Raw genomic sequence first — 12,351 nt, 5'->3', positions numbered from 1 at the left:
TTTCCTTGCATGCAGATGAAGCTGTTTTAATTATAGAACTCGCCCCCCGCCATGACGGCGGCCTGCCTCAGGGGCGGTGCTCGCTGCGGGGGTGTTCGAGGGTCTGAAGAATGATGGCGTGCAGCGTTTCCGCATGGTGGCGCAAAACGAGAAAGACATCGCTATCCAGAGCGCCATTTATAACATCCGCTTCCATAATCTGTAAGGCCTCCTGCCAGGCCATTCCTTTACGATAAGGGCGATCTTCGGTCAGCGCGGTGAAAATATCGGCGATAGAGATAATACGGTCGGCGAGGGTCAGATGATCTTTTTCGAGATGCAGAGGGTAGCCGCTGCCGTCCAGTTTTTCATGGTGATTCGACGCCCAGTTAATGATGTCGCCGAGCTCGCTGTAGTCGCTGAGGATCTCGCCGGTCATATAGCTGTGCTCGCGCACCTGGTTCAGTTCGTCCTCATCCAGTTCGCCCTCTTTTTCGAGGATGGAGAGCGGGATAGAGATCTTGCCGATATCGTGCAGATAGCCGGCAATCTGAATTTGCTGGCAGATGGGCTCCGGCAGTTGCATCCAGCGGGCAAGCTGGCGGGCGATTTCCCCCACCATGATGCTATGGGTGGCGGTAAAGCTGCTGTAGGTGTCGACAATTTTGGCAATCAGCAGGCAGATATCTTTCAGACCATGAATATCCAGATACAGCGTGTTGATGGGGCCAATAATTTCCAGCAGCCGTTGAATATGGCCGGGATGAAGGTGCTGCCAGAAGTTCGCATTTTCAGCGACCTCGCACAGCATATCGCACAGCGGCGGATCGATCTCCCGGTGCAGGGAGACGAATTGTTCCACCACCGCCCGTGTGGGCCAGCCAGCCACGTGACTCCCGGCAGGCAGCAGCCGTTCAAAGGCATCGGCGAAATAGACAATATGCTGTTCGCGGCTACCCCGGTGGTCCGGGCTAAAATGGTGATCGCGAATGAAGGGGACAATGGGCAGAAAGGTCACTAACCCTTCCAGCATCGCCGCCCCCTGGCGCTGATGCGGATCGTGGATGTTATCGATGGCATCCAGCGAATGAATGGTGCGTTTATCTCCCAGCACGCCGATATCGTGCAGCAGCGCGGCGCAAAAAATGGTCTGCTGCCGCTCGGCAGGCAGCCCCAGCCTTTGCGCCAGCGTCAGGGCGATTAAGGCCGTTCGTTGCATATGCCGGTGCAGTTCAGGGTTAATGATCTGAATGACTCTGGTCGTCAGCATTAGCGCTGATTTCAGGGCAATACGCATTTCTGTTCTCCGTACGCGTTACCTGGCGGGCAAAAATGACCTCGCGGGTGACGGAAGTGTCGATAATCTGATCGCAATGCGTGTTGTGTAGTTGGCTGCTGAACAGGTTAATACCCAGAATGTATCAGGTTCATAGCGCTGCCCGATTCAGAGCCTGCCGTGCACCAGATTTGGGCGATGTTGATGCGAGAACCTTATTATTGTCTGATAGTTAACCATTTCCCCCCCAAAAAATAAATAAATTCTGGCAAGCCCTTTGCATTAAGCAAGCGTTAGTTTGATTAATGTCTATGAAGGGAGTGACCTGTATGAATTTTAGAGCATTACTTACCATTGCGTTACTGACGATGAGCAGTCTGGCATTTAGCGAGACGCGTCTACCGCATATCGTTATTTTAGCCACCGGCGGGACGATTGCCGGTTCGGCTGCCAGCAATACCCAGACAACGGGTTATAAAGCCGGGGCGATTGGGGTGCAGACGCTGATTAACGCCGTGCCGGAAATGAGTAAAATCGCCCACGTCGAAGGCGAGCAGGTGGCGAATATCGGCAGTGAGAACATGACCAGCGACATTATTCTGGAACTCTCGAAGCGGGTGAATGCGTTATTGGCCCGGGATGATGTCGATGGCGTGGTGATCACCCACGGCACGGACACCCTCGATGAAACCCCTTATTTCCTCAATCTGACGGTCAAAAGCAACAAGCCGGTGGTCTTTACCGCGGCGATGCGTCCGGCGACGGCGATCAGCGCCGACGGGCCGATGAACCTGCTGGAAGCGGTCACAGTCGCCGCCGATCCTGATGCCCGGGGTCGCGGGGTGATGGTGGTGCTGAACGACCGCATCGGCGCGGCGCGCTTCGTCACCAAAACCAATGCCACTTCGCTGGATACCTTCCGGGCGCCGGAGGAGGGCTACCTTGGCGTCGTGGTGGGCGGAAAACCCCAGTTCGAGACGCGCGTGGATAAAATTCACACCCTGCGCTCGGTGTTCGATGTCCGCCAGCTGAAGACCCTGCCGAAGGTGGTGATCATTTATGGTTATCAGGACGACCCGGAGTATATGTACGACGCGGCGATCGCCCATCATGCCGACGGTATTATCTACGCCGGAACCGGGGCGGGGTCGGTGTCGGTACGTAGCGCTGCGGGCATCAAAAAAGCGCAGCAGGCGGGCATCGTGGTGGTTCGCGCCTCCCGTACCGGCAGCGGCGTCGTGCCGCCGGATGACAGCCAGCCTGGGCTGGTGTCCGACTCCCTCAACCCAGCGAAAGCACGTATTCTGTTGATGACTGCGCTGACGCAAACGAAAGATCCACAGCTGATCCAGCAATATTTCCACACCTACTGATCCTCTGCGGCCAGGGTGTCGCTCACGCCTTCGCTGCGGTTTGCCCCACAGTGACCCGATGTCGGGTCACTGTCCGCGCTAAACGCCGCGCTTTATGCGTATAAGGCGTAAAGAAATATTTTTTTTACGGCGGGTGTGGGCGGTATTAAAGTGCAAACAACTGGCAAGACGCTTATTTTTAAAGCATCTTTAAATAAGTCTATTCTTAATTATTCCCTTAAGGCGATTTTAATATTCCTTATGCCGACGGATAAAAAATGTTTCACTCTGAAGCGGGAGCGCTTTAATTCTTTCGCGGTACAGACGACGATCTTGTGGACGCGGGCAGGCTGCGGGCCACGTGGCTGAGCGGGCTCAGTCCCCAGCAGACAAGGCGTTCTCGCGGCGGGTTTCGGTTATGCCTGTTAGTAACGCTGATGATTAGCGTGAAAATGATATGCACGATGAATATATTAAGAAGAGGATAAGATTTAAGTTTACATTTGGTAACACTTGTGCCGCAATTATGTTTTTTTGTCAGCAAGTTGTTTTTTACTTGCCGGAGGGAATTTCAGCGGATTAGTATTGTCGAACTTGCTGTACGTACCGCCTAATGATGATAAATGGATTCTGTTTTCCTTAAGCGTTACCACATAATTAATGTTTACAGGAAAAATCATGGCCTGCGTATTTAATAAACAACTTTTACACCCGCGCAACTGGCTGACCTGGTTTGGGCTCGGCATCCTCTGGTTAATCGTGCAACTGCCTTATCCGCTGCTGCATTTTATTGGCACCAGCGCGGGTCGCCTCTCCCGACGCTTTCTCAAACGCCGCGAACATATCGCCCGGCGCAATATTGAGCTCTGCTTCCCGGACATGTCGCCGGCGGCGCGCGAGACCCTGATCGATCAAAACTTTATGTCGCTGGGAATGGGGCTTATCGAAACCGGCATGGCCTGGTTCTGGAGCGACGAGCGGGTCAAAAAATGGTTTGATGTCGAAGGATTTGCCAACCTTAATCATGCGCTTAGCGGCGGCAAAGGGGTGATGGTGGTCGGTGTGCACTTTATGTCGCTGGAGCTGGGTGGGCGCGTGATGGGGCTGTGCCGTCCAATGATGGCCACTTATCGTCCGCACAACAGCCCGCTGATGGAGTGGGTGCAAACCCGTGGTCGCCTGCGTTCGAACAAAGCGATGATCGATCGCAACAACCTGACCGGTCTGGTGCATGCCTTAAAATCAGGCGAAGCGGTGTGGTTTGCTCCCGACCAGGATTACGGTCCTAAGGGCAGCGTGTTTGCGCCGTTTTTCTCTGTCCCACAGGCGGCGACAACCAACGGCACCTATGTCCTGTCCCGTTTATCGGGTGCGAAAATGCTGAGTATCAGTATGGTGCGCAAGCTGGATCGCCAGGGCTACAGCCTGCATATTAGCGAAGTAATGAATGATTATCCGGGTGAAGATAAGCAGATCGCTGCCGGCTATATCAACAAGGTGATCGAGCGCGAGATTTTGCGTGCCCCCGAGCAGTATCTGTGGGTGCACCGTCGTTTTAAAACCCGCCCGCTGGGTGAACCTTCCGTCTATTAACCTTCCCGCACAGGCTGCGCTTTCAAAATCCCGACAGTTGGGGTAACGTGAGCCGGATCATGTTTTAGTCGTGCGCGAAGGAGTGCAGAGTGTTCGCTGAGTTTGGTGTTCTGAATTATTTGACCTACCTGGTCGGGGCGGTGTTTATCATCCTCGTTCCTGGCCCTAATACGTTTTTTGTGCTGAAGACGGGCATTGCCCACGGCGTGAAGAAAGGCTATCTGGCAGCGGCGGGCGTCTTTATTGGCGACGCGGTGCTGATGTTTCTGGCCTTTGCCGGCGTGGCGACGCTGATTAAGACCACGCCGGTGCTGTTTAACGTCGTCCGCTACCTCGGGGCGATCTACCTGCTGTGGCTGGGAGGTAAAATGCTCTACGCGGTGCTGACCCAGCGCGATGGCCAGGCCGACGCCAGCGCGGAGCCGGCGAGCGCGATCCTCAAGCGCTCTCTGACCCTGAGTCTGACCAATCCGAAAGCGATTCTGTTCTATGTGTCGTTTTTCGTGCAGTTTATCGATGTCAACGCCAAAGCGCCCGGCGTGGCGTTCTTTATTCTGGCGCTGACCCTCGAGGTGATTAGCTTCTGCTATATGAGCTTTTTGATCCTCTCCGGCTCATTTGTCACCCGCTACGTTAAAACCCGCAAGAAGCTGGCCAAACTTGGCAACAGCCTGATTGGTCTGGTTTTCGTTGGGTTCGCCGCGCGCCTGGCTACCCTGCAGTCCTGATCCCCTCGGGCCGGTTACCCGCTGACCGGCCCGCCGTCTCTTATTCTGCCCTGTAACAAAAACCCTTCATTTTTTTATTGCATTGGTGTTACATATACAGCCGTTTATCGCTCAGCAAAAAGGAAGCCCCGATGATTCTGCAAAAACTCCTCAGCAATAAAAACTGCAAAAAATACTGTCTGTCGCTCGCGACGGTGTTTGCTATCGCGCTGGCGGTGGTGGGGCGGGCGACCTTCGGGGGCGTGGTGAGCGAGTACAATATGCCGTACTCAGAGTGGACGACGTCCATGTTCTTCCTGCAGGGGGCGATGGTGACGGTTTACAGCATTGTCTTTACCGCGCTCTTCGCTATCCCCCTCGGCTTTATTTTCCTCGGCGACGAGCGCCAGGATTAAGCGTCAACGGGCGAACCGCGGTTCGCCCTGTCTTTTCGGCTCATCAACAGCCTGAAGGATTAATCATCGTCATGATAGTGATGATGGTGGTGATGGCGATGGGCGTGGTACCCATCGTCAATAATGCATCCCGATAACAGCGTGCACAGCGCAATAATCAACGGTAACACGATCGGTTTTTTCATCCCTTACTTCTCCCGCTATTCTGCTTTCCCCGGGGCAGAGAATGCCGCGGTGGATAACGTGAGTGTAAAGGGTTAACTTGTTGATGGGATAGGATAACTCCGCAATATCGCCGCCGCGATCACCACCAGCCGAACTGGCTGCCGGCCACCGCCACGATGGCGACAACCAGCATAATAATGGTGCTTTTTTTCATTATGCCCCACCCGGCGCCGCATAGCCGCCGACAAAAAACCAGCCGAGAAAGACGACGGCGATGATAAAGATCGCCACCGGGAAAAGAATACCCAATTTCATGATAGTGTCCCTGTACCCACGAATGATGCCCTGCATGATACTGGATATCGCGGTACTTTAGTCAATATGAATGAAATTCTCCTGACGGCGGGACTTCTTATCCTGGTACATCGCCTCATCGGCGGCGCGTAAGGCCGCTTCAACATCGATACTCTGCGGATCGCAGATGATCACCCCGAAGCTGGCGCCTTCATAGTCGATACGCTGTTCGCCGAGAAAGTAGACGCCGCACAGGGCCTGGCGCAGGATCGTGACATACGCCTGCTGTGCCGCGGGCTCCTGGGCGCTACCGACGATCAAAAACTCATCGCCGCCAAGGCGGCCAACGATATCCTCACGGCGCGCGACGGCGGTGAGTCGTTCGCCGACCTGCACCAGAAAGCTGTCGCCGCACGGGTGGCCGAACCGATCGTTAATGGCTTTGAAACCGTCGAGATCGATAAAAATCAGCGACACCTGCTGCTGCTGGGCGCGGGCGGAGGCAAAGCGTAGCGCCAGCTGCTTAAACAGCGCACGGCGATTAGGAAGCTGGGTGAGCTCATCGGTCGACGAGTGCAGCTCCAGCGCGACGTTAGCCGCCTGCAGCTGTTGCACCAGGGTGTCTTTTTCCACGTAGTGGGAAATAAGCCGGGCGAACAGCCCCATCACCTGTTCACCTTCGAGATTATAAGGTTGCTTCTGTCGGCTGGTGGCGCAGAGGGTACCGAACAGCGAGCCATCGGCCAGGCGGACGGGAATGCTTAAAAAGGTGGCGATCCCCAGCTCCTGGGCGGCGATGCAGGAGTGCCAGCGATGGGCCACGTCGTTGCTAAACGTGCACTGATCCTCAAGGGCGCGTTTGCACAGGGATTCATTCCACGGGACGGAAAATCCTTCCGGGATCTGCATTTCGCTGCTGTTATGCGCGAACATCACCTGCTGCCGCTGGGCGTTCAGATCGATGCGGGTGAGGTAAGTGGACTCCATTCGCGTCACCGCCTCCAGCATCTCCAGCAGCTGGCGCACCAGGGTTTCCAGGGACTGTTCCGCAGCGAGGGTTTGCGACACCCGGGCAAGAATAAAATCTGACATGAATAATACAGCTCCAGCACGCCAAACGTCACCCCAGCATAATGAGCTGCAAACGGACATCAGCGTCGAATAAACAGTGATATTTTTAAATTTATCACATCTGTTTGGGGAATACTTGTCCACGCGGAAGGAAAAAAAGCCCCGTCGGGTGCGTTATGCCTGACTCCACATCCCTGGCATGGAGCTGGAATGCCAGAAAGCAGCCAGTAAACCCTTATGCTGTTGATGTACCTGCACGGAAACCATCTGCGCTGGCCGTCTGGATTGCGCTTTATGAGCAGGATAAAAGCGATCAACGCGAGCAGGCTGAAGCAATGAGTCGTGCAGCAGAAGAGTGCCTCTTTTCTGTTGCACATTGCGATCCCTGGCGCTATGACGAACTGAATGATGCGCTGATTGAGAAAGCTAAGCGACATGCAGAACTCCATCGTGTTGATCCTCTTACCCTGATTCGTGATGACGTCGCCAGCTTGCCTGGTTTCCTGCGCAAGCCGCTGGAAACAAGGATTAAGTATTTGGAAAAATCAGAAGATCCGCGCCATTTGCCTACCTATCTGAATGAGGTCATTACTCCCTCATTAGTGAGGATTGACAAGGTCCGTACTAACCAGGCGTCGCTGTCATTCCAGGCCATGGCTGGCAGGGATAGTCTTGATCAACTCCTTCGACTTGCTGAACTGAATCAGCGGGAGGTTAAGCGGCTTTCAACGCTGGTCGCAGCGCACATTGATATGATTTTTATCCAGCTTTGCGGTGAGATGCTGACCGATGAATTAGCTTCTCCCATCGTAATACTGGAGCTCTATCGTCGTGTGGCGGCCGAAGTGTCACGCCTCGATGTTATCCCGCCGGGTTATGAAGCGCTCCGCAGCAAACATAATCGCCGCAACCCGATTAACTACGAGCTGATACCGGGCGCGCTTGCCCGTATGCGTTGTGCTGACTGGTGGCAACGTAAGCTGTGGCAACTCCGCAACGAATAGCGGGAAGAGTTGCTTCGGGTAGCGTGCCTTGTTCATCGGCACGCATCACCTTATGTCAGCCATGACATTCTGTTGCAGAAGCGGGAACAACGCCGTAAGGCGATGGATTTTTTCCGCAACCATGATCTGATTAACGAAGATGGCGACACGCTCAGCATGGAGGATGTGGTGCTTGCAAGTGCCAGCAATCCAGCGCACCGTCGTAATGAGATGATGGCCTGTGTTAAAGGCCTGGAATTGATAGCTGAAATGCGTGGCGACTGCGCCATGTTATATACCATCACCTGTCCTTCTAAGTACCACGCCACACTGATGAACGGGAAGCCTAACCCTACATGGGATCACTCGACAGTTAGGAAAAGCAGCGACTATCTGGTTGATACGTTTGCGGCATTCCGTAAGGCAATGCACAAAAAAGAGCTGCGCTGGTACGGCGTCCGCGTAGCCGAACCACATCACGATGGCACTGTGCACTGGCATTTATTGTGTTTTATGCGCAAAAAACATCGACGTGCAATCACATAGCTGCTGCGTCGTTTCGCTATCCGAGAAGATCGCGCCGAACTTGGCAATAACACTGGCGCTCGTTTCAAGTCAAAGCTGATAGACCCGCGAAAGGGGACTCCGGCCAGTTATATTGCAAAGTACGTCAGTAAAAACATCGATGGGCGTGGGCTGGGTGACACCGTCAGCAAGGAGACGGGTAAATCACTACGTGATAGTGCCGAGTACGTCACTGCGTGGGCATCGTTGCACCGTGTTCAATAATTTCGTTTTTTTTGGGATTCCAGGCCGGCAGGCGTACCGCGATTTACGATTGTTCGCATCGCAGGCAACTCGTGCAATGAAAACCAGCAAACCGGGTGCTCCGGTACTTATGGATCCAAAACTGGACGCTGTGCTTGCTGCTGCTGATGTTGGCTGTTTTGCCACTTACATCATGAAGCAGGGCGGTGTACTTGTTCCCCGCAAAAATTACCTCATTCATACCGCCTACGAGCCGACAGTCGAACCAGGAACCTATAGCGATCACGGGATTCGTGTTTATGGCATTTGATCGCCTATCATCGGTAAGGAAAACAAAATATGCACGCATGTCCATACCTGGAGATGGTGAAGAAGGCTCCCGCTAACCCAGGCGCTGAAAGCGCCGCCCAGGGCGACCCCGTCGCCCCTTGGACTCGTGGCAATAACTGTCCCTCAAACCAAAAAATCCGTAAAAAAGAGATGGTAACTGACGTTGCTAAACCAAAGATAACGACCCCTAGTGAAGGAGCGGGATCGCTTGATGTGAATAAACTGCCTGCAAATGAGCGCCGGGCTATGCTGAGAAGACTTACAGAAGAGTGCTATAATATGAAAAAAACGCCAAGCTACGTAGAATTCTGCAATTACTCTCCGCTTAATTTATGGCGCTGATCATTTTATCAATCATAATAGCTTGCCGAGTGCCGATTTTTTAGGAAATGAGTTTGTGGGTTTTTATTAATTCTTGAGTGAGTTTTAATTGAAAGGAATATACATCAGCTCTTCTTACACTGATTGTTTCATCTAAGTGATCTGTAACATTATCATCAAAATCATCGCAATATTTTTCAAGTAGTTGAATAGCACCACTGGCATTAGGAAAGGCTTTAAATAACGAGAATGAGTCTCTAAGTTCATTCAGTAATGGTAAGAGTTCATCTCTATAACTAATTGTGAAGTCTGGTTTGTTAAGGTTTATTCTATTGCGAAAGGTAGAGCATAGATTGAATATCTTCGAGTTAATTTGTGGCATTACTACTTCCCGAATCCAAAAACCTTCATTAATGGAGTCCAGCTTCTGGCTTTGAGAGTCTTTTTGTTGAAGGGATCTTTGCCATAAAGGTATACCTATTGATGCTAATAGTGCAAGTATTGAAATTATGTAAGAACCATAATCCGTTGAGGGTTCCGGTTGTTGAATATAGGTGTTTATAGATGAGGGGGACTCTTTAAGTTCAACTAAATTTTGAGATGTAAAAGATTTAGTAAGAGAGTTTGGGCTAAACCCTAATGGTTCAGATTTACAGATCTGAAATGTATCTTTAGTATTGTTAAAGCATATGTTGTTCTCAAGCTTGGCTGGTTTCTCTTCGGCTAATGCATTAAAAGAGAAAAGATTTATGCTACCTATAGCAATAGTAACTATTACTAATGATTTATTTAAAATGGAGTTGATTAAATTAGAAAAAAGGTTCATTTTTATATAATCCACGCTCTACAGCCCGATCGAGTTCCTTAAGCATCCCTTCTTTATAGGCGCTATTGTCAAGCTTAGCCCGGGAATAAAACTCAGGTATTGATGTAAAGTTAGGTAAAATATTTTCAAGCATACCTAAAAAATAAGAGCTCGAGACCACAATGTCTTGCGGAATGATAAAGTTCAAATAATCATCATTAGAGATGTCAAATTTATCTACTCCAAAGAGTTCAGAAGCTTTACGCCCATTGGCTCTGCCAGCAAAAAGAGTTTTATGCTGATTGCTTACTAACCTATTGAAATTTATATTTATTAGTGCCATGGTCATTTTTCCACCTCTTCAATATCCTGCTGTCCATTACCTGCAGTTTTCAATGTTACGGACGGTAATGGGAACCTTATATTTATCATTACACCAGGAAATTTAACATGTTGCATCTTACTAAGATATGCGCGATCAGGTGCATTTTCAAGTCCAACTTTGTTAAAAGGATAAATCTGACGAGTTTTGTTACCTTGTTGAAGTTTCTTTTTGATTATTCTTAGCTTAGAGTCAAATTTTATGTGAGTGTTGCCAGTGGTTAGAGACATAACAGGTTCAATCACATCTTGTCCTTGAATACGGCGAAGATGGTCATGCATTCCTTGAAATACATCAAGTAACTCCATTGTACCGGTACCATTACTATCATTTACATCTAGATTTTTACAGCTTACTCTCTCCTGTAAAGCAGCAACAGTAATTAATCCCTCACGGAACATTCCTCTAGCTTTTTTGTGTTTATCAACGTAAGGCAATATTTGAGAATTGTATGAATAATGACTTTTTGGCAGACATTGAAATGTTTCTGGGATAGTTTTACCAAAGTTGAAAACGGCTAATTCACAAACAGGTTGAGAATGGCTATGGTTAACGTACCCTCTCACATACCATCTTGGACGTTGTGGTAAACCACAATGCCTCTCTGCATTATCTAACAATTCACCCATGCATGATTTTAGTTTTGCTTCAGGGTCAGGTAATAATTCTAAATCGTAAGGATTTAGACAATCATTGATATATTTGGTGAAAAGCTCTGAAGCTTTATTTTTAGAATCATCAGCATATGCAGATGAGTTTTCTTTGCCTATGCTATCATTGATGAATACAATTTGCTCTAAAGGCGGGGTTTTCTCTGATGAGTCCTCTATTTCTGTATCTTCAGCATCATGCAGATCTTTAACAAGGCCAACGTATCGAATTATTTCTAAATGCTGAGTATTCCTTGGATATACACCATTAATCAAAACATTGCCTTTTTCAATGTTTTCGTTTGATTTTCTAGCTTCGGTCAATGCTATGCTGAGAAGGCACTCAGCACCTAAGCAATAGTCTAAAGAGTCACTGTAATCTAAAGTTACTGTCTTGTACTTTGATTCTTTTACTAATCGCATTGCTCTATATATGAACGAAAGGGCTATTTCTGGTTGTTCAAACAGAGTGAATTTTCTCGGAACACGCAAATGACCTAAAAAACTGCGCATGCCAATATTATCACCATGACTTAAAGAAATAGAATCAATAAAGTCAAGAGTGGGGTTTTTAATTTTTATTTTTCTAGTTGTATTTTTGTTATAAACTTTAGGGTAATAGGTTTTATTCTTTCTTAATATGAAGTTCAAGTGGCGAAGCCACCCTCTTTTGAATTTTAACTTAGTATCACCATACTCTTTTCTCATTTTATCTTCATCCGTTTTAACAGAAGTCTCGTTTAAGGGGCAACAAGCGATACATTGAGCCTAGGTGATGAACAAAATACAATGAAGAGTGTCTTTTGAAAAGATAATTTATACTAGGAAAAGCAGTGATTAGTAGTGTTTAGGTTACTAAAATGTTGTCGCACATGAAAACGAGTCTACAACCTATCAGTTGCACTAATTTGTGCAAAATTGCAACATTGTATGGGGCACTTCTTTGACTATAAAATCATACACAGCATGGTCTGTGGCTGGTATTGTGCATGCACGAAAAATGAAAGGATCTTTACGCGCAGGTGACGGGGGCAAGCCCCCGCAAGCGGGTCAGGGTAGGGAAGGCGGCAGAATACGCAATTTCACGGGTTCTGCGTCACGGTGAGCGGTGATTTTAGATAGAGGCATGGCCTCGCTCAGAAAAAAAGCAGCGATGCATAGAGGGCAGCAGATGCGGGATTCTTTAAGCAGAAAAGATGAGGCCAGCGAAAACGCTGGCCTGTTATAAATGGCTGATGTTGTTTAAAGAAACTGAATTT

12 protein-coding genes and 1 pseudogene are annotated in these 12,351 nt (G+C 49.6%); 5 read left to right on the top strand and 8 right to left on the bottom strand.

Going from position 1 to position 12,351, the window contains the following annotated elements:
• Window positions 1-67 precede the first annotated feature (67 nt).
• Window positions 68-1,276 carry an HD domain-containing phosphohydrolase gene (locus AC3EMD_RS16385; RefSeq protein WP_008807692.1) on the bottom strand — a complete coding sequence of 403 codons (1,209 nt, stop codon included), beginning with the start codon at window positions 1,274-1,276 and terminating at the stop codon, window positions 68-70.
• Between the two features lie 308 nt (window positions 1,277-1,584).
• Here AC3EMD_RS16385 and fraE point away from each other — a divergent pair, with 308 nt between their 5' ends.
• The 4 genes from fraE (at window position 1,585) to AC3EMD_RS16365 (ending at window position 5,323) form a co-directional block, all read left to right on the top strand.
• Window positions 1,585-2,628 (top strand): fructose-asparagine asparaginase, encoded by a 1,044-nt coding sequence (gene fraE / locus AC3EMD_RS16380; RefSeq protein ID WP_012542131.1) that lies wholly within the window; start codon window positions 1,585-1,587, stop codon window positions 2,626-2,628.
• Window positions 2,629-3,285: 657 nt separating this feature from the next.
• On the top strand, window positions 3,286-4,200 hold the full coding sequence (lpxP, locus tag AC3EMD_RS16375; RefSeq protein ID WP_302073600.1) for a kdo(2)-lipid IV(A) palmitoleoyltransferase: 915 nt from the start codon (window positions 3,286-3,288) through the stop codon (window positions 4,198-4,200).
• Between the two features lie 89 nt (window positions 4,201-4,289).
• On the top strand, window positions 4,290-4,928 hold the full coding sequence (leuE, locus tag AC3EMD_RS16370) for a leucine efflux protein LeuE (RefSeq protein WP_004203730.1): 639 nt from the start codon (window positions 4,290-4,292) through the stop codon (window positions 4,926-4,928).
• Between the two features lie 131 nt (window positions 4,929-5,059).
• On the top strand, window positions 5,060-5,323 hold the full coding sequence (locus AC3EMD_RS16365; protein ID WP_065883887.1) for a DUF2534 family protein: 264 nt from the start codon (window positions 5,060-5,062) through the stop codon (window positions 5,321-5,323).
• Between the two features lie 59 nt (window positions 5,324-5,382).
• On the opposite strand, the gene AC3EMD_RS16360 is transcribed toward AC3EMD_RS16365, so the two are convergent.
• The 4 genes from AC3EMD_RS16360 to AC3EMD_RS16345 all read right to left on the bottom strand — a co-directional run bounded on the left by AC3EMD_RS16360 (window position 5,383) and on the right by AC3EMD_RS16345 (window position 6,874).
• On the bottom strand, window positions 5,383-5,508 hold the full coding sequence (locus tag AC3EMD_RS16360) for a hypothetical protein (RefSeq protein WP_012542130.1): 126 nt from the start codon (window positions 5,506-5,508) through the stop codon (window positions 5,383-5,385).
• A gap of 119 nt (window positions 5,509-5,627) precedes the next feature.
• Complete coding sequence (gene yoaJ, locus AC3EMD_RS16355; protein ID WP_004892898.1) at window positions 5,628-5,702, bottom strand: protein YoaJ; 75 nt, start codon at window positions 5,700-5,702, stop codon at window positions 5,628-5,630.
• On the bottom strand, window positions 5,702-5,803 hold the full coding sequence (locus AC3EMD_RS16350; RefSeq protein ID WP_004150782.1) for a YoaK family small membrane protein: 102 nt from the start codon (window positions 5,801-5,803) through the stop codon (window positions 5,702-5,704). Before AC3EMD_RS16350 ends, yoaJ begins: the two co-directional genes overlap by 1 nt.
• A gap of 57 nt (window positions 5,804-5,860) precedes the next feature.
• Window positions 5,861-6,874, bottom strand: a complete 1,014-nt coding sequence (locus AC3EMD_RS16345) for a GGDEF domain-containing protein (protein WP_302073599.1) — start codon at window positions 6,872-6,874, stop codon at window positions 5,861-5,863.
• Between the two features lie 155 nt (window positions 6,875-7,029).
• Here AC3EMD_RS16345 and AC3EMD_RS16340 point away from each other — a divergent pair.
• Window positions 7,030-9,276, top strand: a pseudogene (locus tag AC3EMD_RS16340) (replication endonuclease).
• A gap of 40 nt (window positions 9,277-9,316) precedes the next feature.
• On the opposite strand, the gene AC3EMD_RS16335 reads toward AC3EMD_RS16340, so the two are convergent.
• The 3 genes from AC3EMD_RS16335 to AC3EMD_RS16325 are packed head-to-tail and all read right to left on the bottom strand — an operon-like array spanning window position 9,317 to window position 11,800.
• Complete coding sequence (locus tag AC3EMD_RS16335; RefSeq protein ID WP_137963090.1) at window positions 9,317-10,081, bottom strand: hypothetical protein; 765 nt, start codon at window positions 10,079-10,081, stop codon at window positions 9,317-9,319.
• The gene (locus AC3EMD_RS16330; protein WP_064177961.1) at window positions 10,065-10,409 is read right to left on the bottom strand and encodes a hypothetical protein; all 345 of its coding nucleotides are present in this window, start codon (window positions 10,407-10,409) and stop codon (window positions 10,065-10,067) included. Before AC3EMD_RS16330 ends, AC3EMD_RS16335 begins: the two co-directional genes overlap by 17 nt.
• A complete protein-coding gene (locus AC3EMD_RS16325; RefSeq protein ID WP_171004572.1) occupies window positions 10,406-11,800 on the bottom strand; it encodes a hypothetical protein in 1,395 nt (464 codons plus the stop codon). Before AC3EMD_RS16325 ends, AC3EMD_RS16330 begins: the two co-directional genes overlap by 4 nt.
• Window positions 11,801-12,351: the final 551 nt, after the last annotated feature.

This window comes from Klebsiella sp. PK18 (genome assembly GCF_057784655.1).
The sequence above is the reverse complement of the archived record's forward strand: the minus strand, read 5'-3'. Positions and strand labels throughout refer to the sequence as shown.

Excerpts from the sequence above, each read along its gene's own strand:
- AC3EMD_RS16385 (WP_008807692.1), bottom strand. The coding sequence starts at position 1,276 with ATGCGTATTGCCCTGAAATCAGCGCTAATGCTGACGACCAGAGTCATT.
- fraE (WP_012542131.1), top strand. The coding sequence starts at position 1,585 with ATGAATTTTAGAGCATTACTTACCATTGCGTTACTGACGATGAGCAGT.
- lpxP (WP_302073600.1), top strand. The coding sequence starts at position 3,286 with ATGGCCTGCGTATTTAATAAACAACTTTTACACCCGCGCAACTGGCTG.
- AC3EMD_RS16365 (WP_065883887.1), top strand. The coding sequence starts at position 5,060 with ATGATTCTGCAAAAACTCCTCAGCAATAAAAACTGCAAAAAATACTGT.
- AC3EMD_RS16360 (WP_012542130.1), bottom strand. The coding sequence starts at position 5,508 with ATGAAAAAACCGATCGTGTTACCGTTGATTATTGCGCTGTGCACGCTG.
- AC3EMD_RS16350 (WP_004150782.1), bottom strand. The coding sequence starts at position 5,803 with ATGAAATTGGGTATTCTTTTCCCGGTGGCGATCTTTATCATCGCCGTC.
- AC3EMD_RS16345 (WP_302073599.1), bottom strand. The coding sequence starts at position 6,874 with ATGTCAGATTTTATTCTTGCCCGGGTGTCGCAAACCCTCGCTGCGGAA.
- AC3EMD_RS16335 (WP_137963090.1), bottom strand. The coding sequence starts at position 10,081 with ATGAACCTTTTTTCTAATTTAATCAACTCCATTTTAAATAAATCATTA.
- AC3EMD_RS16330 (WP_064177961.1), bottom strand. The coding sequence starts at position 10,409 with ATGACCATGGCACTAATAAATATAAATTTCAATAGGTTAGTAAGCAAT.
- AC3EMD_RS16325 (WP_171004572.1), bottom strand. The coding sequence starts at position 11,800 with ATGAGAAAAGAGTATGGTGATACTAAGTTAAAATTCAAAAGAGGGTGG.